Annotated in this window: 21 protein-coding genes and 1 pseudogene; 13 read left to right on the top strand and 9 right to left on the bottom strand. The window is 47.4% G+C overall.

Translation table 11 applies throughout. The annotated features are described in order from the left end of the window. Positions 1–49: 49 nt before the first annotated feature. A complete protein-coding gene (locus tag DW085_RS14420) occupies positions 50–1,621 on the bottom strand; it encodes an AbgT family transporter (protein ID WP_107000965.1) in 1,572 nt (523 codons plus the stop codon). 184 nt (positions 1,622–1,805) lie between these two features. Between DW085_RS14420 and DW085_RS14415 the strand changes: the two genes are divergently transcribed. Further along, positions 1,806–2,819, top strand: a complete 1,014-nt coding sequence (locus DW085_RS14415) for a LacI family DNA-binding transcriptional regulator (protein WP_107000964.1) — start codon at positions 1,806–1,808, stop codon at positions 2,817–2,819. 139 nt (positions 2,820–2,958) lie between these two features. On the opposite strand, the gene gyrA is transcribed toward DW085_RS14415, so the two are convergent. The 6 genes from gyrA to dnaA all read right to left on the bottom strand — a co-directional run bounded on the left by gyrA (position 2,959) and on the right by dnaA (position 11,644). Then, the gene (gene gyrA, locus DW085_RS14410; protein ID WP_118493321.1) at positions 2,959–5,499 is read right to left on the bottom strand and encodes a DNA gyrase subunit A; all 2,541 of its coding nucleotides are present in this window, start codon (positions 5,497–5,499) and stop codon (positions 2,959–2,961) included. A 46-nt stretch (positions 5,500–5,545) separates the two neighbouring features. Further along, positions 5,546–7,459, bottom strand: a complete 1,914-nt coding sequence (gene gyrB / locus DW085_RS14405) for a DNA topoisomerase (ATP-hydrolyzing) subunit B (protein WP_118493319.1) — start codon at positions 7,457–7,459, stop codon at positions 5,546–5,548. 22 nt (positions 7,460–7,481) lie between these two features. Next, a complete protein-coding gene (recF, locus tag DW085_RS14400) occupies positions 7,482–8,591 on the bottom strand; it encodes a DNA replication/repair protein RecF (RefSeq protein WP_118493317.1) in 1,110 nt (369 codons plus the stop codon). Positions 8,592–8,602: 11 nt separating this feature from the next. After that, positions 8,603–8,809, bottom strand: a complete 207-nt coding sequence (locus DW085_RS14395; RefSeq protein ID WP_107000960.1) for an RNA-binding S4 domain-containing protein — start codon at positions 8,807–8,809, stop codon at positions 8,603–8,605. Between the two features lie 60 nt (positions 8,810–8,869). Then, positions 8,870–9,988, bottom strand: coding sequence for a DNA polymerase III subunit beta (gene dnaN, locus DW085_RS14390; protein WP_118493315.1), 1,119 nt, complete (start codon positions 9,986–9,988; stop codon positions 8,870–8,872). Positions 9,989–10,273: 285 nt separating this feature from the next. Continuing rightward, positions 10,274–11,644 (bottom strand): chromosomal replication initiator protein DnaA, encoded by a 1,371-nt coding sequence (gene dnaA / locus DW085_RS14380; protein ID WP_022358493.1) that lies wholly within the window; start codon positions 11,642–11,644, stop codon positions 10,274–10,276. 599 nt (positions 11,645–12,243) lie between these two features. Here dnaA and rpmH point away from each other — a divergent pair. The 10 genes and pseudogenes from rpmH (at position 12,244) to DW085_RS14335 (ending at position 20,419) form a co-directional block, all read left to right on the top strand. Next, positions 12,244–12,378, top strand: a complete 135-nt coding sequence (rpmH, locus tag DW085_RS14375; RefSeq protein WP_087225913.1) for a 50S ribosomal protein L34 — start codon at positions 12,244–12,246, stop codon at positions 12,376–12,378. Between the two features lie 120 nt (positions 12,379–12,498). Continuing rightward, on the top strand, positions 12,499–12,858 hold the full coding sequence (gene rnpA / locus DW085_RS14370) for a ribonuclease P protein component (RefSeq protein ID WP_107000958.1): 360 nt from the start codon (positions 12,499–12,501) through the stop codon (positions 12,856–12,858). Further along, positions 12,851–13,063, top strand: coding sequence for a membrane protein insertion efficiency factor YidD (gene yidD, locus DW085_RS14365; protein WP_107000957.1), 213 nt, complete (start codon positions 12,851–12,853; stop codon positions 13,061–13,063). The genes rnpA and yidD overlap by 8 nt, the downstream gene beginning before the upstream one ends. 19 nt (positions 13,064–13,082) lie before the next feature. Further along, positions 13,083–14,336, top strand: a complete 1,254-nt coding sequence (locus tag DW085_RS14360) for a YidC/Oxa1 family membrane protein insertase (RefSeq protein ID WP_347475108.1) — start codon at positions 13,083–13,085, stop codon at positions 14,334–14,336. A gap of 14 nt (positions 14,337–14,350) precedes the next feature. After that, positions 14,351–15,019 carry an RNA-binding cell elongation regulator Jag/EloR gene (gene jag, locus DW085_RS14355; RefSeq protein WP_107000956.1) on the top strand — a complete coding sequence of 223 codons (669 nt, stop codon included), beginning with the start codon at positions 14,351–14,353 and terminating at the stop codon, positions 15,017–15,019. A gap of 189 nt (positions 15,020–15,208) precedes the next feature. Then, complete coding sequence (gene mnmE / locus DW085_RS14350) at positions 15,209–16,588, top strand: tRNA uridine-5-carboxymethylaminomethyl(34) synthesis GTPase MnmE (protein ID WP_118493313.1); 1,380 nt, start codon at positions 15,209–15,211, stop codon at positions 16,586–16,588. A 358-nt stretch (positions 16,589–16,946) separates the two neighbouring features. Further along, entirely contained in the window at positions 16,947–18,854 is a 1,908-nt protein-coding gene (gene mnmG, locus DW085_RS14345; protein ID WP_118493311.1) for a tRNA uridine-5-carboxymethylaminomethyl(34) synthesis enzyme MnmG, read from the top strand. Between the two features lie 203 nt (positions 18,855–19,057). Further along, a pseudogene (gene rsmG, locus DW085_RS14340) lies at positions 19,058–19,740 on the top strand (16S rRNA (guanine(527)-N(7))-methyltransferase RsmG). Between the two features lie 94 nt (positions 19,741–19,834). Further along, positions 19,835–19,963, top strand: coding sequence for a hypothetical protein (locus DW085_RS20225; RefSeq protein WP_265104104.1), 129 nt, complete (start codon positions 19,835–19,837; stop codon positions 19,961–19,963). A 183-nt stretch (positions 19,964–20,146) separates the two neighbouring features. Further along, entirely contained in the window at positions 20,147–20,419 is a 273-nt protein-coding gene (locus DW085_RS14335; protein ID WP_147353960.1) for a hypothetical protein, read from the top strand. Here DW085_RS14335 and DW085_RS14330 read toward each other — a convergent pair. Both DW085_RS14330 and DW085_RS14325 read right to left on the bottom strand, forming a co-directional pair. Beyond that, positions 20,416–21,366, bottom strand: a complete 951-nt coding sequence (locus DW085_RS14330) for an alpha/beta hydrolase (RefSeq protein WP_022358786.1) — start codon at positions 21,364–21,366, stop codon at positions 20,416–20,418. The two genes, DW085_RS14335 and DW085_RS14330, sit on opposite strands and share 4 nt — an antisense overlap. A gap of 219 nt (positions 21,367–21,585) precedes the next feature. Beyond that, entirely contained in the window at positions 21,586–21,789 is a 204-nt protein-coding gene (locus DW085_RS14325; protein ID WP_118493307.1) for a hypothetical protein, read from the bottom strand. Between the two features lie 284 nt (positions 21,790–22,073). Here DW085_RS14325 and DW085_RS14320 point away from each other — a divergent pair, with 284 nt between their 5' ends. Continuing rightward, positions 22,074–22,622 carry an HD domain-containing protein gene (locus DW085_RS14320; protein ID WP_243034041.1) on the top strand — a complete coding sequence of 183 codons (549 nt, stop codon included), beginning with the start codon at positions 22,074–22,076 and terminating at the stop codon, positions 22,620–22,622. A 158-nt stretch (positions 22,623–22,780) separates the two neighbouring features. Then, on the top strand, positions 22,781–23,551 hold the full coding sequence (locus DW085_RS14315) for an AAA family ATPase (RefSeq protein WP_107000951.1): 771 nt from the start codon (positions 22,781–22,783) through the stop codon (positions 23,549–23,551). Positions 23,552–23,595: the final 44 nt, after the last annotated feature.

The following is a 23,595-nucleotide window of genomic DNA, read 5'->3' as shown; positions in this document are numbered from 1 at the left end:
GAGTACATCTTATTCTAGTTATTTAAATTATCGTAACAATTCAGCCCCATTAGCCAAGAAACATTCCAACACCCGGTCCTAACGGAAGGTTAAGTACGATCCATAATACTAACAGGATACTCCATCCAATCAGGAAGCAGATACTGTACGGAAGCATGGTGGAAACCAGAGTTCCGATACCAGCCTCTTTATCATATTTCTTCATGAATACGATAATCATTGCGAAATAGGACATCATCGGAGTGATAACGTTTGTACAGGAGTCACCGATACGGTAAGCAACCTGAGCGAACTCCGGTGTGTAACCTAACAGCATGAACATCGGTACGAATACCGGCGCGATCAGAGCCCATTTTGCAGATGCAGAACCCATGAACAGGTTGATGAATGCTGCAAAAAGAACGAATAAGATCATGGTCGGGATAGTTCCAATACCAGAGTTTCTAAAGAACTCAGCTCCCTTTAATGCAAGGATCGTTCCTAATTTGGTATAACCAAAGAAGTTAATAAACTGTGCTGCCACAAAGGTCAGAGCGATGTAGGAGCTCATGGTTCCCATGGCACGTCCCATAGCGTTGCAGACATCCTTCTCTCCGTGGTATACACCAGTCATATGACCATATACAACAGACGGTACGAAGAAAAGTACAGTGATAATCGGGATGATGCCCTCCATAAACGGAGAGTTTCCTAACAGTGTTCCATCCTCAGCTCTCATAACAGAGTTAGCCGGGAGACAGAAAGCTACCAGAACCAGAATCATAACCAGTAAGGTTAAACCAGCTACTTTCAGAGCTTTTCTTTCCTGGTCGTTTAATTTATATTCAGAGCTTGTTTCATTCTCTTCCCCATTGCCGTGATACTCACCAAAACGCGGTGCAACGACTTTCTCAGTGATGATAGTACCTAAAATTGTGATCAGGAAGGTAGACACCATCATGAAGTACCAGTTTCCGGTCGGCTCAACTACATAAGTCGGGTCTACCATCTTTACAGCCTCGTTGGTAATACCGCAAAGAAGCGGATCCAGAGTACCGATTAATAAGTTTGCAGAGAAACCACCGGATACACCTGCAAATGCTGCAGCCATACCAACTACCGGATGACGATTGTATGCCATGAACATCAGTGCTGCGATCGGAATCAGAACGATGTATCCAACTGCATCGGCCAGGTTGGACATAACGCCTAAGAATACGATCATCGGAGTAATTAACTTAGCCGGAGTAACCTCTACAGCAGACTTTAATGCGCCTCCGATTAAACCACTGTCCTCCAGAAGTCCGATACCAAACATAGCTACCAGGACAACTCCCAAAGGAGCGAATCCTGTAAAGTTAGTGATTGCATGTGTCAGCATATACACAAGCCCCTCACCATTCAAAAGGCTGACAGCCTGAACCGTCTGAGTCTCTACGACTCCCTTAGAACGGTTAACCAGTTCACCTGTTGCCGAAACTCCAGCCATCTCACAGACAGCAGAAAGAACGATAACAAAGAGAACTAAAATTGCAAAAATAGAAATCGGATGCGGAAGTTTATTTCCGACTTTCTCAATTCCGTTCAGCCAGCGGTTTAATAACGAAGGCTTATCTTTTGCTTGTTCGTTTGCTTTTCCCATTTTTTCCTCCATTCCTAACTTATACGTATAAGTAAATTTTGTATTGTTAGAATATCACAAAAGGATCGGCATTTCAATTGTTTTTTTAGTAATATTAAATTATTGTGTATTTTAGTGAATTTCTATAGACATTTTTAGAGAAATTTAATAAACTGTAAAAGTGTTATAAGGAGTCTACAAAATTATGAAAAAAAATGTTACTGCAAAAGACATCGCAAAACTCTGCGGAGTCTCTCAGGCGACTGTATCTTATGTGATCAATAATCGCCAGAATCAGAAGATCAGTGAGGAAACCAGACGCAAGGTTTTAGATGCCGTTGAAGCACTTCACTACTATCCCAATGCTTCCGCCAAAAGCATGCGGACCAAAAACTGCACGTCCATCGGAATTGTATGTGCAAAGGATTACAGCCGCCAGGCTTTCTTAAACGCTTTTACCGGAATCAGCCAGTACCTGTCCCAGATCGACTATACCATCACGATTTTCAATGAAATGGATGATATAGATTCTTCTCCGGATTATGTCAAAAGCTATTATTCCAACGTGATCGATGGACTCATTTTTATTTCCAACGATGATCACGCTGCTTTTACAAAACCGGCCGATGAAAATCATATTCCCTATGTGGTTATCTGTATGGACGGGGTTTTCTCAAAAAAAACACCGTTCCCCCATGCATTTGAATATGCCCTGCAGGAATGTGCCTCCTTCTGTCTGGAAAAGGGAATCCGCGAAGTGCGGTATTTTTCCATCAGCAATGACGGTCTTTTAGTTAATAATAAATATCCGCTTTTTGAATCCCTGCTTCGCCGGACGGCACCGAACTGCCATCTGGAGCACGTGATCTGCCCCATCAAGGATCGTGATCTGATTCATTTGCAGCAATTTTTAGCTAAATACATGGAAAACCGCAGTTTTGATCTTGCCATTTCTCAAAACTACGACATTGGACTGCTGCTGCAGCGTGAAATATTAAAAACAGGCTTTTCCATCCCTCAGAGAATTCGCCATATCTTCCTGAACGAGGTGAATTTCTATGAAATGGACTATCCTTCTATCAGCGGCATAGATATTCCCTACGATCAAATGGGCGAGTATGCTGCCAAACTTCTTCTTGCTATGATCGAAAACCGTGAATCTGAATTTACCTACCAGGAATTCAGGTGCCGACTCATTCAGAGAGAAACGACGCTGTGACGCTGTTAAAATACTGCGCCTTATAAAGATCAAAAAGAGAACACCCGCTAATTCCAGTTTATGAATTGCCGGATATTCTCTTTTTTATGATTTTCTTTTCAAAGATCAAGGATATCTGATCTTTTTTACTTTTTATTCGTTACAGTTCAGCCATGACATCTTCTGTATTCTCAGATTCGGTTTCTTCTCCGTCCTGTTCCTCCAGAAGTTCGTCTTCTTCATCCTCATCCTTGTCGCTCTCCCGCACCTTGGCGATGCTTGCAACTGCTATGCCGGATTCAGCATCAATACTCATCAGCTTCACACCGGAGGTATTGCGTCCGATAATCGAGATGTCGCTGACTGCCATCTTGATGATAATGCCTTCATTGGTAATCAGCATGATCTTGCGCTCATTATCTACCAGCTTTGCACCCACCAAATCACCGGTTTTGTCGATGATCTTATAGCAGCGCACGCCCTTGCCGCCTCGGTTCTGGGCTGTAAATTCATCAATCGGAGTGCGTTTTCCATAACCATTTTCCGATACTACCAGCAGGCATTCTCCCTGGCTGGCCATCTGCATACCGATGACTTCATCGCCTTCATCAAACTTCATGCCGATAACCCCCATGGAAACACGGCCTGTCACGCGGACATCCGTCTCATGGAATCGGATACACATACCTTTCTTTGTGATCAGGAAAATATCTTCGGTATTATCGGTAGCCTTAACTTCGATCAATTCATCGTCATCACGAAGTACAATCGCCTGAAGACCGTTCTTGCGGACATTGCTGTATTCCTTCATCGGAGTCTTCTTAACCATACCATTGCGGGTTGCCATGAAGAGATATTTCTCATCATCGATCTCCTTCATAGGAACGATGGATGTGATCTTCTCGCCTGGCATCAGCGGAAGCAGATTCACGATGGCAGTACCTCTGGCAGTGCGTCCTGCCTCCGGAATCTCGTAGCCCTTCAGACGGTATACGCGTCCCTTGTTGGTAAAGAACATCACATAATGATGGGTTGTGGTCATCAGCAGATCTTCGATATAATCTTCCTCAATAGTCTGCATCCCCTTGATTCCCTTGCCACCGCGGTTCTGGCTCTTGAAGTTATCGCTGGACATTCTCTTAATATAGCCAAAATTGGTCATGGTCACAACAATATCATCATCCGGGATCAAATCCTCCGCAGACATATCGTATTCATCATATCCGATGGCGGTACGGCGGTCATCTCCGTATTTATCAGCGATGAGGGAGATCTCCTCCTTGATAACACCCAGAAGTTTCTTCTCATCTGCCAGAATCGCTTTCAACTCTGCAATCTTTGCCTCCAGCTCTTTATATTCATTTTCCAGTTTCTCGCGTTCCAAACCGGTCAGAGCACGCAGACGCATATCTACGATGGCCTGTGCCTGTGCATCCGAAAGATCAAAACGCTCCATTAACTGAGCTTTCGCCGCCTGAACATTGGCAGAACCGCGGATGATCTTAATAACCTCATCGATATGATCCAGTGCCTTTAAAAGACCTTCCAAAATATGGGCTCTCTCTTCTGCCTTGTTCAGATCATATTTGGTTCTTCTGGTTACCACATCCTCCTGGTGCTTTAGGTAATATTCCAGGATCTGCTGCAGATTTAAGATACGCGGCTCATTATTAACCAGCGCCAGCATAATCACACCAAAGGTGTCCTGCAGCTGTGTATGCTTCAGCAGACGGTTCATGATGACATTGGCATTCACATCACGGCGCAGTTCAATGCAGATCCGAAGTCCCTCACGGTTGGATTCATCACGCAGATCCGTGATTCCATCAAGCTTTTTATCCTTTACAAGCTCTGCGATCTTTTCGATCAAACGAGCCTTATTCACTGCATAAGGAAGCTCTGTCACGATGATACGGCTCTTGCCATTTGCCATGGCCTCGATATTGTATACAGCCCGTACACGGATCTTGCCGCGTCCGGTTCTGTACGCTTCTTCGATGCCCGCTTTTCCAAGAATCGTTGCTCCTGTCGGGAAATCAGGTCCCTTTACGATCTCCATCAGTTCTTCGATAGTAGTCGGGCGGTCTTCCTCCACCCGGTTGTCTATGATCTTGACAACGGCAGCAATCACCTCACGCAGGTTGTGAGGCGGAATATTCGTTGCCATACCAACGGCGATACCGGTGCCGCCATTTACCAGAATATTGGGAAAACGAGCCGGAAGAACCGTCGGTTCTTTCTCAGTCTCATCAAAGTTCGGCATGAAATCAACGGTATTCTTGCCAATATCCGCCAGCATCTCCATGGAAATACGGCTCAGTCTTGCCTCAGTGTATCGCATCGCTGCGGCGCCGTCGCCGTCCATGGAACCGAAGTTTCCATGTCCATCTACAAGCGGGTAACGGGTAGCCCATTTCTGAGCCATATTAACCAATGCACCGTAAATGGAGCTGTCGCCGTGCGGATGATATTTACCCATTGTATCACCGACGATACGGGCGGATTTACGGTGCGGCTTATCCGGACCGTTATTCAGCTCAACCATCGAATAAAGCACTCGTCTCTGCACCGGTTTCAAGCCGTCGCGCACGTCCGGGAGTGCCCGGGCGGCGATAACGCTCATCGCATAATCGATGTAAGACGTTTCCATTGTCTTTTTCAGATCAATGTCATGAATTTTGTCAAATATATTTGGTTCCATCTATACTCCTTTCGTCCTCAAAAGGATTTAAGTGACTTAAATTTAATTAAATATCCAGGTTCTTTACGTACTTCGCATTTGCCTCGATAAACTCACGGCGCGGCTCAACCTGATCCCCCATCAGGGTAGCAAATGTCAGATCAACCTCCGAAGCAGTCTCACTGTCGATCTGTACACGGAGAAGAATTCGGCGCTCCGGATCCATAGTAGTCTCCCAAAGCTGTTCCGCATCCATCTCGCCCAGACCTTTATAACGCTGGATCTTATTGTTGTTGTCACGGCCAATCTCAGTCAGAATCGAATTCAGCTCATCATCGCTGTATGCATACCAAACACGCTTATTCTTCTCGATCTTATAAAGCGGCGGCTGTGCCAGATATACATGTCCATCCCGGATCAGATCCGGCATAAAACGATACAGGAACGTCAGAAGCAGGGTACTGATATGAGCACCGTCCACATCGGCATCGGTCATGATAATGATCTTGTTGTAACGAAGTTTTGAAATATCAAAATCTTCATGAATACCGGTACCAAATGCCGTGATCATCGCACGGATCTCCGCATTACCGTAAATTCGATCCAGTCTTGCTTTTTCTACGTTTAAGATCTTGCCTCGAAGAGGCAGAATAGCCTGATTGGATTTATTTCTAGCCTCTTTCGCAGAACCACCCGCGGAATCTCCCTCTACGATGTAGATCTCGCAGTTTTCCGGATTCTTGTCGGAACAGTCGGCTAATTTTCCTGGAAGCGCCATGCCGTCGAGCGCTGATTTACGTCTCGTCATCTCGCGCGCCTTGCGGGCTGCGTCGCGGGCTCTCTTGGCAAGAATTGATTTCTCACAGATGATCTTGGCAACCGTTGGATTCTGCTCCAGGAAATATGTCAGCTGCTCGCTCACGATCGCATCGACCGCCGCGCGGGCCTCGCTGTTGCCGAGTTTCTGCTTCGTCTGTCCCTCAAACTGCGGCTCCTCGATCTTAACGCTGATGATCGCTGTAAGGCCCTCGCGGATATCCTCACCGCTGAGTGCCGGCTCATTTTCCTTCAGAAGCTTATTTTTCTTCGCATAATCGTTAAAAGTCTTCGTCAGCGCGCTCTTGAAACCAGCCAGATGCGTACCGCCCTCCGGGGTATTGATATTGTTGACGAATGTGTAGATATTTTCCGTGTAGGAATCGTTATGCTGCATCGCCACCTCGACAAATACCTTGTCCTTGATGCCCTCGCAGTAGATAACCGGTTCATAGAGCTTCTCATTGCTTCGGTTCAAGTAGGTGACAAATTCCTTGATACCGCCCTCATAGTGGAAGGTCTTCTCATGCTTCACTTCTCTGTCATCCCGCAGGGTGATCTTTAAGTTTTTCGTCAGGAATGCCGTCTCACGCAGGCGTACTTTTAACGTATCATAGTCGTAGACCGTTTCCTCGAAAATCTCCTTATCCGGCAGGAATACGACCCGTGTGCCGTGCTTATCCGGAGCACACTCACCGACTACTTTCAGCGGATACATCGTTTTGCCGCGCTCATAGCGCTGTTTATATACCTTTCCATCGCGGCAGATCTCAACCTCCAGCCACTCGGAAAGGGCGTTTACAACCGATGCACCTACGCCGTGCAGACCGCCGGATACCTTGTATCCGCCGCCGCCGAACTTGCCGCCCGCATGCAGGATCGTAAATACAACCTCAACCGCCGGAAGACCCGCCTTTTTCTGGATGTCAACCGGAATGCCACGACCGTCATCCTGTACCGTGATCGAATTGTCCGCATTGATCTGCACCTCAATGTGGCTGCAGTATCCAGCGAGCGCCTCGTCCACGGAGTTGTCTACTATCTCATACACCAGGTGATGGAGGCCTCTTACAGATGTGCTGCCTATATACATACCAGGACGCTTTCTGACCGCCTCCAATCCCTCCAATATCTGTATTTGATCTGCACTGTATTCTGAACCCATAGTTCCTCCTTCACTTGCTGTTTTATGTCTGACTAGTTGTCTTGTTTGGACGTTCACAGGTGACCGTCCCGCTCACGACCCGAAAGGTCTTATCTATCTGGAAGCTGTGGCTGATAAAATCATCCAAGCCCGTACAGGTAATGATCGTCTGTATGTGGCGGATGCTGGCGAGCAGATGATCCTGCCGTTTTCCATCTAACTCCGACAAAACATCGTCGAGAAGCAGGATCGGATACTCCTTTTTGATCTTTTTAACCAGCTCAATCTCCGCCAGTTTGAGCGATAATGCCGCCGTCCTCTGCTGTCCCTGTGAACCGAAGCGCCGGATGTCAATTCCGTTGACATAGAAACTTAAGTCATCCCGGTGTGGTCCGACCAGCGTCGTCTTCTGCTTCCGGTCCGCCTCGCGGCTCTTTTTGACTGCCGCTTCCAACTGATCTGCCTCCGTGTTCGGCTCATACTGGATGATGAGTTCTTCCTTTCCACCCGACAATTTCTGATGGATCGGACAGATCAATTCGTTTAATTCACCGATAAATTTCCGCCGGTACTGGCTTACCTCCCGCCCGTAGGAAGCAAGCTGCATATCCCATATATCCAGCATCTCCTCGTACTCGGGATGGAAAAACAGCTCCTTTAAGAGCTTATTTCTCTGTATCACCACCCGGTTGTACTGCACCAGCGAATGGACGTAGAGCCGGTTTAACTGGCATAATTCCAGATCAATAAAACGGCGCCGATCCGCCGGTCCGTTCTTAATAAGATTCAGATCTTCCGGCGAAAAAAACACCACGTTAACAATGCCGAAAAGCTCGCTCGCCCGCCGGATCGGAATCCCGTTGACCGCCACGCCCTTCGTCTTATTTTTCTTTAGATGCATGTCAATCCGGTACGGCACATCGTCCTTGCGAAGCTGCATCTTGATGTGGGACTCGTCCTCTCCGAATTCGATGATCTCCCTGTCCTTGCTGCCGCGGTGGGACTTGGTCGTCGCACACACGTAGACCGCTTCAAGGATATTGGTTTTACCCTGCGCGTTGTCCCCGTAGAGAACATTCGTCCCCGGATCAAAATCCATATGTAATTCCCCGTAATTGCGGTAATTTTTGAGTTCGATCGATTCGATAAACATGAAACCATCCTTTATTTGGTGATTGTTACGGTCTCTCCGTCATACTCGACTTTGTCCCCGTCGTAAAGCTTTTTGCCGCGCTGCATCTCCACCGCGCCATTGACCTTCACAAGCCCGTCCTGAATCGCAAATTTAGCATCCACGCCGGACTCTACCAGACCAGCTGCCTTAAGCGCCTGACCCAGTTTTATAAATTCATCTCTCAGTTTTATCTCCATCTTATTTCAGATCCTTTCTGTCACTGTCTGCCTGCACCCGCCTTGTCTAAAAATGGCAGGTTAGATCGCTGCCGCATTGAAATTGACCGGCAGGATCAGATAGATGTAAGTCTCCTCCTCGTCCCGGATAAAACACGGGGATTTCGGATTCATCATGTACAGAGTCACATCCTCATCATCGATGATTCGCAGCGCATCACCCAAAAACTTCGGGTTGAAGCCGATCATCAGGTCTTTTCCAAACTTGGTAATCGCCAGACGTGCATCCATCGTACCGAAGGCGGAATGCATCTTTAACTCCATTTCTTCATCGGTAAAGTTTAAGATCAAAGGTTTCTTATCATTTTCACGGACGAGAATGCTCGCACGGTCGATCGCATCCATGAAATCACGGCGGTTCAAGGTAACTTTCGTCTCATAATCGGAGGAAAGCATCTGATTGATCCGGAAATACTCGCCCTCAATCAGGCGGGATAACACGATCGTGTCGTCAAATTCAAACATGATGTGGTTGGTGCTGAAGAAAATCTGTACCTCAGAGTCGTTGTCACCGTTTAAGATCTTGCTGATCTCACCTAAAGTCTTGCCAGGAACGATGACTTTTATATCACTGTACTGTTCTTTTAATGCAACTTTGCGGATCGACATGCGGTGTCCGTCGAGGGAAACGAGCTTAAGTTCATTGCCGGTGACCTCCATCAGCTCACCGGTCATCATCTTGTTGCTGTCGTTCGGCGAGATCGAGAAGATCGTCTGGCGGATGATCTCTTTTAAGGTAAACTGGGAAAGTGTGATGAATTTATCCCGCTCAATGTGGGGAATATAGGAAAATTCATCGCCGTCCTTGCCCTGAATCTGGAAAATAGCCTTGTCACAGGTGATCGTCGTGTTGTATTTTTCATCCGATTCGATCGTGATCGTAGAATTTTCGCCGGAGAGCTTGCGGATAATATCGGAAAAAAGCTTGGCATCAAGAGCGATTTTTCCACGTTCCAGGATCGTTCCTTCGACCTTCGTCTCAATTCCCAGCTCCATATCGTTGCCGGTCAGTTTGATCTCATCCGAAACAGCATCGATCAGGATGCATTCGAGAATCGGCATAGTGGTTTTGGAAGGAACGGCCTTCAGAACAATGTTGATGCCGTTCATTAAATGATCTTTTTCAAATGAAAGCTTCATGTTTGTTGATAACTCCTTTGCTAAAAATAACGTGGAACGGAAAGAAAAGATATATATAAATTCCGTCGCAATCGTAGTAGGGGCTGTGAATATGTGGAATTCTCCGGACAGCCCTGAAAATACAGGGGTTCAGACTCCTTTTGAATGGTTAAAAAGGCTGTGTAAAACTGTCCGGAACCGGCTGGATAACTTTTGAATTATCCACAGCCCTGAAATGGAGCAAAATGTGGGAAAAGTTATCCACAGGTTTTCAACCACTTTTCCACGCGAAATTGTGGAAGAAACCTACTGTGGGCTGATCTTTTTCATTAAGATTTCCACTGTATTGCGAAGAGATTCGTTTTTCTCCATATCGGCAGCGATCTTGTCGTGACCGTGGATGATCGTTGTGTGATCCCGACCGCCTAAATATTTGCCGATATTCTGCAGGGAAGTTCCGAGCATCGAACGGCAGATATACATCACGATCTGGCGCGGGAATACGATCTCCTTGTTGCGCTTCTGGGAGGAAATGTCAAGCGGAGTGATACCAAAATGATCGGCAACGACCTGGATGATCAGCTCCGGGGTCACTTCCTTCTCCGCGTTCGGGGAAATGAGATCCTTGAGCGCTTCCTCCGCCAGCTCCGTCGTGATCTCCTTGTTATTTAACTTGGAAAGGGCGACGATCTTGGTGAGGGCGCCCTCGAGCTCACGGATGTTGGACTTGACGTTGGTGGCGATGTACTTGATCACTTCATTATCTATATTGTAGCCCTCGAGTTCCTCTTTTTTGCGGAGGATCGCCATACGGGTTTCATAATCCGGCGACTGGATATCGACGGTCAAGCCCCATTCGAAACGGGAACGAAGCCGTTCTTCCAACGTCTCAATCTCTTTCGGCGGCTTATCTGAGGAGATAATGATCTGTTTTTTCGCTTCATAGAGTGCGTTGAAGGTATGGAAAAATTCTTCCTGTGTCGATTCCTTACCGATAATAAACTGGATATCATCGATGAGGAGGACGTCGTTGTTTCTGTATTTTTCACGGAACTCCGTGGTGGAAATATTGTTTTTGTTCCGGATCGCATCGATCAGTTCGTTCGTAAACTTCTCACTTGTAACGTAGAGTACCTTCGCTTTTGGATTGTTTTTTAAGATAAAATGTCCGATCGAGTGCATAAGATGCGTTTTTCCCAGACCTACACCCCCGTAAATGAAGAGAGGGTTGTAGATCTCACCCGGAGATTCTGCCACGGCGAGGGAAGCGGCGTGCGCTAAGTTATTGTTCGCGCCGACGACGAAGGTGTCGAATGTGTAGCGCGGATTTAAGTTCGCATCCTGGATGAGCTGGCGGCTGACCTCGGACGGGCGGTTGATCAGATGGCTTTTGTCCGTCTCTTTTTGCGGCTCATCGACCTGTTCGATGGTGACAAAATCGACCTCACACTCGATTCCGGTTAGTTCTTCGATGGTAATCTGGATCAAAAGTCCGTATTTTTTTTTGATATAGCCGAGAAACTGCACATCCGGAACCAAGATCTGAAGGGTGCCGTCTTTCATGGAATAAGGCTGCGTCGGAAGCAGCCATGTTTTGAAAGAAACGTCCGTCAGTTCGTGTTCTTCTTTAATATGGAGGAGAATTTCATCCCATTTTTCCTTAATTTTCTCTATCATACTGTGTCTCCTAAACGTAAAAAGCAGCCAAAACTGCAAAATAACCCAATCTAAGTTCTATTCTACATGATTTGTCCACATTTTTCAATAAAAACCCGCAATGTGAATAAGTGAAATTCAGTTATCCACGTGGAAAAAACGCCGAAAAATAAGGCTTTTTGGTGAATGGGTGTGAACAATCAGAAGCTTATCCAGATCGTATTCCACGGCTTTTCCACAAGTTATCCCCAAAATGTGGATAAGTGGAGGATAAGCTGTGAATAGGTGGCGGGAATGCTGATAAAATAAGGATTTTTTTATCCACAAAATGGAAATGTCCCGGTGTGTATACTGTATACAATAAGGTGCCGCGACAGCAATCGACGATCGATCTGTGGGGACGCAGGATCGAAATGGTGGAAAAACCACAGAAATTCCTTGTTCTATGGGGATTAAAAAGATCAAAATAGTGGTTGACGAATGCGGAATTCTTCTATATAATGGAGAAGATGTTTAATTACAATAGTCTAACTATGTTGAGAAGAATGCGGATTTCGGCGTGAGCCGGAGGAAGCGTGGATTTCTCTTACTATATTATGGATGAGGAGGTGTATGCAGACATGAAGATGACATTTCAGCCGAAGAAAAGACAGAGAGCAAAAGTTCATGGATTCCGTGCGAGAATGAGCAGCGCAGGTGGAAGAAAAGTTCTGGCTGCCAGAAGAGCAAAAGGTAGAGCAAAATTATCTGCTTAATGAACGAGGCCGCAATCGAGTTATAGATTGTGGCCTTTCTTAATATTCATAGAAAAAGTTCTAAGAATATTAAGAAAAGCTCTGCGATGCACACTCGGTGCAGGGGAATTGGTGATTTTAATGAAGCGTTTTAATTCAATTAAGAAGAACAGCGAATTTCAAAAGGTTTACAAGACAGGGAAATCCTATGCCAATAAGCTTCTGGTTATGTACGTGAAGCGGGTGGATGACGGGAAGGAGCCTCGGATCGGTATCTCCGTCAGCAAAAAGGTTGGAAACAGCGTGGTCCGCCATCACGTGACAAGGTTGGTACGGGAGAGCTATCGGTTAAATAAGGACAGAGTCAGACTCGGATTAGACATCGTAGTCGTTGCCAGACCGGCAGCGAAAGAAGCAGACTTCAAAAAAATTGAGAGTGCATACCTGCACTTATGCGGACTGCATAACATTCTGGAGAATCGAAGTGAGAATATTGATTAAGAAGATCTTGATAAAGATGATTCGGGGATATCAGCTCTATATTTCCCCTATGACAGGACCTCACTGCAAGTACACGCCGACGTGCTCGGAGTACGCCATCCAGGCACTTAAAAAGTACGGCGCTGTAAAAGGTATGATTTTGGCATGTAAGCGGATTCTTCGCTGTAATCCATTTGCAGAAGGCGGTTATGATCCAGTTCCGTAAAGGATGAGGAGGTAGTTCATTGGACGTTAGCGTTTTAGTTGCGACAAAGGCAGGTTCGATCATGGGACCGATCGCCAGCGTGTTTGGTTATATCATGGACTTTTTATTCCGGATTACCAGCAGCATGGGGATCATGAATATCGGTCTGTGTATCATCCTGTTTACCATTATCACAAAGTTACTGTTATTTCCTCTGACGATCAAACAGCAGGAATCGTCAAAACTTATGTCGCTTATGAACCCTGAAATCAAGGCGGTTCAGAATAGGTATAAGGGAAAAACCGATCAGGCATCGATGGCTAAACAACAGGTCGAGATGCAGGCAGTCTATGAGAAATATGGCTCGAATCCGATGGCAGGATGTCTGCCGATGGCGATTCAGCTTCCGATTATCTTCGCTTTGTACCGGGTTATCTACAACATTCCGGCATATGTACCGTCAGTACGTGTCTTTTTTGACAACGTAGCGAACCCGCTGATGGAGCAGCCGGATTACGTCAACAAGATTTCCGAACTGGCAAGCGGTGTCGGCATGGCGGTGGACAAGGTAGACTACACCGTGGCAAACAAAGTCGTAGATATGTTATATAAGTTGACACCGGCTGGATGGGATACGCTGGAAAGTTTATTCCCGCAGATCTCTTCGACGATCGCAGAAAATGCGAGCAAGATTGAGCAGATGAACTATTTCTTCGGCATCAATCTGGCAACTCCGCCGTTTACCGGTTTTAACCACATCACGATCGCATGGATCATCCCGATCCTTGCAGGTCTGACCCAGTGGCTCTCCACCAAGCTGATTTCCAATTTACAGCAGGTGGATCAGGACGCGCCGGGCGCGAGCATGATGAACAGCATGATGATCACGATGCCGCTGATGTCCGTATTCTTCTGTTTCTCCCTGCCGTCCGCGATCGGTATCTACTGGGTCGTTCAGGGTGCATTCCAGCTCGTTCAGCAGCTGATCGTAAATGCACATATGAACAAGATCGATGTCGATGATCTGATCCGCCGCAACGTGGAGAAGATGAACAAGAAGAGAGCGAGAAAAGGTCTGCCGCCGGCCAATGTCAGCGAGAAGGCAAGCGTGAATTTAAAGGCGCTGCAGGCACGCGAGGATGCGGAAAGCAAGGCGAAAGAGGACAAGATCTCCCGCAATAAAAAGCAGATGGAGGCGTCTGAAGCATTTTACAATTCCGATCCGAAGCCGGGCAGTCTGGCTTCCAAGGCCAAGATGGTGCAGAAGTACAACGATAAGCACGCGAAAAAATAGAAGGAGGGCGCAGGATGGATATGATTACGGTTACCGCTAAGACAGTCGATGAGGCAGTAACAAAGGCACTGATTGAACTGGAAACCACCAGTGATAAATTAGAGTACGAAGTGGTCGAAAAAGGAAGCGCCGGATTTCTGGGGATCGGCGCGAAACCGGCGATCATCCGTGCTAAGAAAAAAGAGACGCTCGAGGATCGTGCGATCGACTTTTTAAGCCAGGTATTTGATGCGATGAACTTAGATGTGAAGATCGCAGCGGCTTTCAATGAGGAAGAGTGCGAGATGAACATTGACCTCTCCGGCGAGGATATGGGTATTTTGATCGGTAAGAGAGGTCAGACCCTGGATTCTCTCCAGTATCTGGTCAGCCTGGTTGTCAACAAGAAGAGCGAGAATTACGTCCGCGTGAAGCTCGATACCGAGAATTACCGCGAGAGACGGAAAGAGACGCTTGAGACACTGGCAAAGAACATTGCTTACAAGGTAAAGAGAACGAAACGTTCCGTATCTTTGGAGCCGATGAACCCGTATGAGAGACGGATCATTCATGCAGCGCTGCAGAATGACAAGTATGTCACCACCCGCAGCGAGGGCGAGGATCCGTTCCGGCATGTGATTATTTCGCTGAAGCGTGAGGGCAGACGCGAGAGAAGTGACGGGTATGGGAGATATGAGAAGTAAATAAGTGTGACGAAGAAGGTCTGGAGGTATCTAGACCTTCTTTTTTGTGGGGGATCGAGCGCGAGAGGTTTATCGTGAAAACATGAAAAAAGAAATAAATATTAGACGAGATTTGTAAATAAAGATGGGAAAATGCTTCCATATGGTATAGAATAAGAAGATAAAAAGCAAGGAAGGATTTATATATATATGGTATATACAGATACAATCGCCGCGATCGCGACGGCGCTTTCGAGTTCGGGGATTGGGATTATCCGGATTAGCGGTTCGGACGCTGTTGCGGTGGCGGAGCGGATGTTTGAACCGGCGGTGGCGGGGAAGAGGCTTTCAGAGCAGAAAACGTATACGATTCATTATGGATATATTCGGGATGGAGAGGAACGGATCGATGAAGTGCTTCTTCTTTTGATGCGCGGTCCGCACAGTTATACGGCGGAGGACACGGTAGAGATTGACTGTCACGGAGGCGTTCTGGTGATGAAGCGGATTCTGGAGCTGGCGGTAAAATGTGGGGCGCGGCTGGCGGAACCAGGCGAATTTACGAAGCGGGCGTTTTTAAATGGCAGAATTGATCTTTCGCAGGCGGAAGCCGTGATCGATGTGATCCAGTCGAAAAATGAGTATGCGCTGCAGTCTTCGGTCAGCCAGTTGAGCGGTTCAATGTCGCGGAAAGTGCGGGAACTCCGCGAAAAACTAATCTATGAGATCGCCTTTATTGAGTCCGCACTTGATGATCCGGAGCATATTTCCCTGGACGGATACCCGGAGCGCCTTCGGGAGACGCTGCAGCCGATTGAGATGGAACTGGAGACGTCGATCGGGACGTTTGACAACGGGCGTATCATGACGGAGGGGATCAAAACCGTGATCTTAGGTAAGCCGAATGCAGGAAAATCGTCTCTGATGAATGTACTGCTGGGAGAGGAGCGCGCGATTGTGACAGAGATCGCCGGTACGACACGCGATACGCTGGAGGAAAATATCCGTCTGCGCGGGCTTAGCTTAAATTTGATCGATACGGCGGGCATCCGGGAAACGGAGGATATCGTTGAAAAGATTGGCGTGGAACGGGCGAGAAAGATTGCGGATGAGGCAGATTTGATCTTGTATGTGGTCGATGGATCAAGGGAGCTGGATGAAAATGACCGTCAGATCCTCGATTTGATCCGGGGACGGAAGGTGATCGTCCTCTTAAATAAGACAGATCTGGAACCGGTTCTCACAGAAGAAGCGCTTCGCGAAGCGTGCGGGCAGGAAGTGATTCCGGTATCGGCGAAGGAACAGCAGGGAATTGATCGATTGGAGGAAAAAATTCAGACGATGTTCTTGCAGGGAAACCTGAATTTCAACGATCAGGTCATGCTGACAAACGTCCGTCACAAGACGGCGATGGAGCAGGCGCTGAAAAGCCTGCGTCTGGTCGAGACAAGCATCGACAATGCGATGCCGGAGGATTTTTTCTCGATTGATCTGATGGATGCCTATGAACATCTTGGAACGATCCTTGGGGAATCACTGGAAGAGGATCTGGTAAATGAAATTTTCAGCCATTTTTGTATGGGGAAATAGATCAATTTTTTTGCAAGGTTTCTTTCCTTGTGGTATGATAGGGTGGATCTGAAAACAAGAAAGAATATAAGGCGTTTGATCGAATTGAAATGTGCAGCTGCAGTAAAATCGGCTGCGAAACATACGGCGCATGAGCCGCAGCGTTTATCTCAGTCGAGAAGACTCCCACCTCTTCAGGTGGTGAGTAATAGCAAATTTGTCTCGGTGGAAGCCTTGTCTCCGACTGAGATAAACGCTCCGCGAGGATGCGCAGTGATTCTGTAAAGAATATGTCAGCTTACGCTGACCAGAATCACGCGCCAAGTCTCACGGACGTTCGACTTGAATAGAACGCAGAGATAGAGAGGAAAGAGGAAACATGCCCTGTTTAACAGAAAATTATGATGTAGCGGTCGTCGGGGCGGGACACGCCGGCTGTGAGGCGGCGCTGGCAAGCGCGAGACTGGGACTCGAGACGATCGTGTTTACCGTCAGCGTGGACAGCATCGCCCTGATGCCGTGCAACCCGAATGTCGGCGGAAGCTCGAAGGGCCACTTGGTGCGCGAGCTGGATGCGCTCGGTGGCGAGATGGGAAAAAATATAGATAAAACCTTTATACAGTCCAAGATGCTCAACCAGTCTAAGGGACCGGCGGTGCATTCGCTCCGCGCGCAGGCGGACAAGCAGGAATACACCCGCCAGATGCGCCGTACCATGGAAAATACCGATCACCTGACGATCCGTCAGGGAGAGGTGGCAGAGCTGATCGTGGAAGAAGGTCAGATCAAAGGACTGAAAACGTACTCCGGCGCGACGTATTACTGCAAGGCGGTGGTGCTGGCAACGGGAACGTACCTGAAAGCGAGATGTATCTATGGTGATGTGAGCAATCCGACCGGACCGAATGGTCTGCAGGCGGCAAACCATCTGACAGATTCCCTGAAAAAGCTGGGAATCGAGATGTTCCGTTTCAAGACGGGCACACCGGCGCGTGTTGATAAGCGCAGCATCGATTTTTCTAAGATGGAAGAGCAGTTCGGCGATGAGAGGGTTGTGCCATTTTCTTTTTCCACCGATCCGGAGTCGGTGCAGAAGGAGCAGGTGTCCTGCTGGCTGACCTATACCAATGAGAAAACACATGAGATCATCCGCAACAACCTGGATCGATCGCCCCTCTTTTCGGGCGCGATCGAGGGAACAGGTCCGCGTTACTGTCCATCGATCGAGGATAAGGTGGTAAAATTTCCAGATAAGAACCGTCATCAGGTTTTTGTCGAGCCGGAGGGAATTTATACGAATGAAATGTATCTGGGCGGTATGTCCAGTTCCCTGCCGGAGGATGTGCAGTACGCGATGTACCGTACCGTGCCGGGACTCGAAAATGTAAAAATTGTTCGAAATGCATATGCAATTGAGTACGATTGTATCAATGCACGCCAGTTAAAGGCATCGCTGGAATTTAAGGCGATCCGGGGATTGTTCAGCGGCGGTCAGTTTAACGGAAGCTCCGGTTATGAGGAAGCGGCGGTACAGGGCTTTATGGCGGGTGTCAATGCGGCGCGCGAAGTGCTGGGAAAAGAACCGATCATCCTCGACCGTTCCCAGGCGTATATCGGTGTCTTGATCGACGATCTTGTTACCAAAGAAAACCATGAACCGTACCGGATGATGACGTCGCGTGCGGAATACCGCCTGCTTTTGCGTCAGGACAACGCGGATCTGCGTCTTTCCCCGATCGGGCATGAGATTGGACTGGTCAGTGATGCGATGTATGAGCGTGTCCTCTGGAAAGAAAAAATGATCGAGGAAGAGGCAAAGCGTCTGGAGAAGATCAACATTGGCGCTGGAAAAGAAGTGCAGGAATTTTTAGAGCGCCACGGAAGCACCCCGCTCAAGACCGCGGCAACGCTGGCAGAGCTGGTACGCCGTCCGGAGTTAAGCTATGAAGCACTGGCAGAGCTGGATCCGAACCGTCCGGAACTTCCGGAAGATGTGATCGAGCAGATCAACATCAACATCAAGTATGACGGCTATATCCGCCGCCAGCTGCAGCAGGTTGCACAGTTCAAGAAGATGGAGAGCCGGAAGCTGGATGAAAACTTCGACTATTCCACGGTCGGAAGCCTGCGCCGTGAGGCAGTACAGAAATTAAATCTCTATAAACCGGCAAATATCGGTCAGGCATCCCGAATCGCGGGCGTGTCACCGGCGGATATTTCGGTGCTGCTGGTACACTTAGAGCAGAGCCGCCATGCGGGACATGGGGAAGAGAAGAAAGAACTGTAAATATAGAAACGAGCGGATTCAGAGACTGCATGGAAACAGGTAAACGCATTGCAGCAACTCAAAATGTAAGATAGATAAGAACCTGAGAAAAAATAGAACATATCATAAAGGATATATTTATGGCAGAAGAAAATAAAGTAGAAAGCGGTGTGGTTCTGCCTCCGGCAGACTTTACCGAGCAGCTTCAGAAAGAAGCGCAGGAGATGGGTGTCACGTTAAATGAACACCAGATCAAGCAGTTCTACGATTACTATGAACTGTTGATTCATTGGAATACGATGGTGAATCTGACAGCGATCACGGAACAGAAGGAAGTTGTGACCAAACATTTTTCGGATAGTCTGGCACTTGTGAAAGCGGTGCCGGATCTGGCAGAGAAAGAGTATACGTTGATCGATGTTGGAACGGGAGCTGGATTTCCGGGTATCCCGTTAAAGATTGCATTTCCAAATTTAAAGGTCACGCTTCTCGATTCTTTAAATAAGCGGATCAACTTTCTGAACGAGGTAATTCAGGCATTGGAACTGGAAAAAATTCAGGCGGTTCACGGACGGGCGGAGGATGCAGCACATGATAATGTTCACGTGAAACATTTGATTTCTGCGTTTCACGCGCGGTGGCAAATCTGTCCACGCTGTCGGAATACTGCCTGCCGTTTGTCAAGGTGGGTGGCTGGTTTGTGCCGTACAAATCGGGCAAACTGGAGGAAGAGATGAAGACGGGAAAAGGTGCGATCCGCAAGCTGGGCGGCGAGCTGGAGGATGTGATTTCCTTCCACCTTGCCAATGAGGATGAGCGTAACCTGGTCCGGATTCATAAGACAGAGAGGACGGGAAAGAAGTATCCGAGAAAAGCGGGAACGCCGTCGCGGGAGCCGCTGAAATAAAGCAATCAAAAGGTAGATAGAGAAAGACTGTATATGGAACACGTAGGGTATGCAGTCTTTCTTTTTCATATAGGCGGGGTTTAAACAAAAATATATGACTGAATATTTGTCCTGGAAGATTGTGTTCCAGAAGCCGTATCAGGCATATGACAGAGGAAATCTGGAGAAGCGGGTAGAGGCGATGGCAGAGCTGGAAATAATAGGGAAAATTTATAAAATTTGAGTTTTCGTTACAGAATATAGTTTTTTGTGCGAAAGCCGAGGAGATCGAGTGGGAATAATGTAGAATAAAGAGGAGCATTCCGGGGGTTTTGTTTGTATATAGATAGTGCGGCGGGACCTGGATGAAACATTAGGACCGTTCCTATCAAGAAGCAACAAACAAGGCGCACGGAAGGATGACGCTGTGAATATGAAAGATACTGGAAAAATGGTATCTGCATCATGGCATGAGTATGAAAAAGCAATTTTTATGGAGATGTGGGAAAGAGAGAGTAGCTGTTGCTGGGTAGGCACTTTTGGAACCGAAAGTGCCGTAAGAAAACGTGGTGGCAGCAGGAATTTGCCGTATTTAAATGCGGCAAATTCCGTTACTGGGCACGTATGCGTGAACAGTAATAAGCTTCGTCCTATGACGAAAAAACGCTCCGCGGTATGCATACGCATTATCCTTTTTTAAGAAAAAAACATATGGATCGCATCCATCACGGCATCCGGCTGTTCTAACTGCGGCAGATGTTTGGTCTTTGGGATGATAGAGGACTCGATTGCGGAATTATAAATCTTGTAATCCTGAATCGTCGCCTCGATCATCGGTTCCTCGGAACCGCCGATGATGAAGATGCTGTTGTCGATCTTCCTGAGAGCATTGGAAATATTGCACTTGGTATAGCGGCATTCAATACTGGAGAAGATCGCTTTTGGACATTCACCGAGATGTGCGGCTTCGTGGCTGCGGTCGATCTGAACCGGTTTTACGGTATACGGATTGTAAAAATATTTGGTGCGGAATGCCTCTTCGATCATAGAGCGGCTGCACGCAATGTGGTAAATGAGCGTTCCAGCCAGCGGGAGATCCAGAAGAAGCTTATAAAGCTTGGCATTTTTACCCGGAAGCTGACAACAGTCGGTAAGGCTGCTCGGGTTGATGAGCATGATCTGATCAAACAGTTCTGGAGAGTTGCTGCACGCCATGATAGACAGTGCCGCTGAATCACCGGTGGAGAGAATGTTGGTCCGATGTCCGATCTCAGATTTGATAAAATCACAGATCAGCTGGACGAACAGGTAATTTGTGTAGGTCAGGTTCGGCTTCTCGGAACGTCCGCAGCCGAGAAGGTCGAGCGTGTAGACGGTGTAGGAGCGGCTGAGCTGTTCGCGGATGGATTCCCACTCATAGCCGCTCGATGCAAAGTGCAGATCGTGAATCAACAGAAGCGGTTTGCCGGAACCGCATTTTGTATAGTAGATATTTCCCAGCCGCCATTTGTAGCAGAGAGAATTCTCTTCCCGGGTCAGACCGCGGGAGGTGGCAGAAAATTGAATATATTTATTTAAAAGTGCCAGTGAAACTGCGCCGCCGGCGGACAGCATCAGGCAGGTCATGATCTTGTTTTTTGTGTTCATATAGAAAACTCCTTTTGAATCGAAAAATTAAACTCGAAAATATCTCATCAAGTAATTCTATTATACCATAAATACTAAATTCAGCTATCGCCTTTGTCTTGGCTTCATTAAGTATTTAGGTATGACTCGCACTAGGATCGAAAATGCATCGCTAAGTGTTCATATATATCATATGAACGTATTCTCACCCGTCCACTCACGAACCCGCGCTATCGCGCTCTACCGCCCTGCTTCGCATGGCTGTTCGTTCCTTAATGGCGCAAGAAAAGAATATGTCTGCTTCGCAGCCGCATTCTTTTCTTCTGCGCTCATTATATCACGATTCGCATCTTCGATGCTTACCGCTGCTGACGCAGCTATCGTGATCGCCATTCGCCGTTCGCCATAAATCTGCAAGCAGCTTTCTGGCTCACTTGCGCTCATTATATCATATTTTCCTGTATTCCAGTTCAGCTATTTCCAGCGTTTTTTCACAGAATATCTGTTCACAGATGTGTGCCCAAGTAACGGGATTTTGCCGATGCTTCGCATTTCAAATCGGAAAAATCTGCAACCAGAACTGTAGCGTTCGGGATTTTCAGTTTGGAAAATTTCTACCTGTGAACAGTTATGAACATGCCATTTTATGTAAACAAAATTTCATTGAAAATCGATATTAAATTCATTATAATGTTCACGTATCAAAAAATCAATCGATGAGGAAAGAAATGCGCGATATGATAAAGAAGGAAAATAAGTTATGCTTTCAGCATCGTATGGAACGGAAGACAGAGAAATCTTTTCAGTTGTCGGCGGGCAGGCAGCGGCTGCTGGCGGAAACGATACGCGAACTGAAGCAGGAAGGGCGCTTAGACGAGGAGAAGCTGGCGATGCAGCATGGTACGACATCCATTTACCGCCACAGCCTCAATGTTGCCTACACAAGCCTTTGGATGATGGAACGGTGGCAGATTCGCTTGGAACCAAAATCACTTGTGAGAGGGGCACTGCTGCACGATTATTTTTTGTATGACTGGCATCAGAAGGATTCCTCGCACCGCCTGCACGGCTTCCGTCACCCGAAAACAGCGCTTGGAAATGCACAGAGAGATTACCATTTAAATTGGAAGGAAAAAAATATCATCGCACGTCATATGTTTCCGCTGATACCGGTGCCGCCTCAGTGCCGCGAGGCATGGATTGTGTGTCTGGCAGATAAATGGTGTGCTCTGGGGGAGACGGTGGGGCCGATGTTTCACGTGAAACATTTTAAATGAAATTTTTCTAAAAAAGTAGGAAATGAGTTTTAAGTGTGTTATACTATTAGGCAAGACAAGAACGGGAAAAAGCTGGAAATCGCTGTGCGGATGCCTGCGGGAAGGCTTTTTCCTGTCTTTCATGTGAGATAAAACCGAGGAAATGGAAGGAATACGGTATGGGACGAACGATTGCGATTGCAAATCAGAAGGGCGGCGTAGGTAAAACGACAACGGCGATCAACCTGTCGGCATGCCTGGCAGAGGCGGGACAGAGGGTTCTGACGATCGATTTTGATCCGCAGGGAAATGCAACCACTGGTTTGGGATTGGAAAAAGAACAGATTGAAGATACAGTCTATGAGCTGCTTTTGGGCGATTGCACACTGGAGGACTGTCTGATGCGCGATGTTCAGGAAAATCTGGATGTTCTTCCTTCGGATTCGAATCTGGCAGGAGCTGAGATTGAACTTCTGGATGTGGAAAATAAAGAGTCGGTGTTAAACGGTTATCTGGAGACAATCCGCGATCAGTATGATTTTATTATCATCGACTGCCCGCCGTCGCTGAGTCTTTTGACGATCAATGCGCTGGTAGCGGCAGATACGGTGCTGGTGCCAATCCAGTGCGAATATTATGCGCTGGAAGGATTGAGCCAGGTACTCCGGACGATCGGTCTGGTCCGGAAAAAGATGAATCCGTCGCTGGAGCTGGAGGGCGTGGTATTTACCATGTATGATGCGAGAACGAATCTCTCCCTGCAGGTCGTAGAGAATGTAAAACAGAACTTAAATGAGCGGATTTACAAGACGATCATACCGAGAAATGTGCGACTGGCGGAGGCGCCGAGCCACGGAATGCCGATCAACCTGTACGACAGCCGTTCGACCGGTGCAGAGAGCTACCGTCTGCTGGCAGCAGAGGTGATCAGCCGGGGAGAAGAGCTGTAGGCAGGAAAATAACGGTGAAGTGAAATTCAGAAAGGATGCCTGCC

It is taken from the genome of Clostridium sp. AF50-3 (assembly GCF_003477445.1).
GTDB classification, from domain to species: domain Bacteria; phylum Bacillota; class Clostridia; order Lachnospirales; family Lachnospiraceae; genus Otoolea; species Otoolea fessa.
Note: the sequence above shows the minus strand (reverse complement) of the source record. Positions and strands in the feature narration are given on the sequence as shown.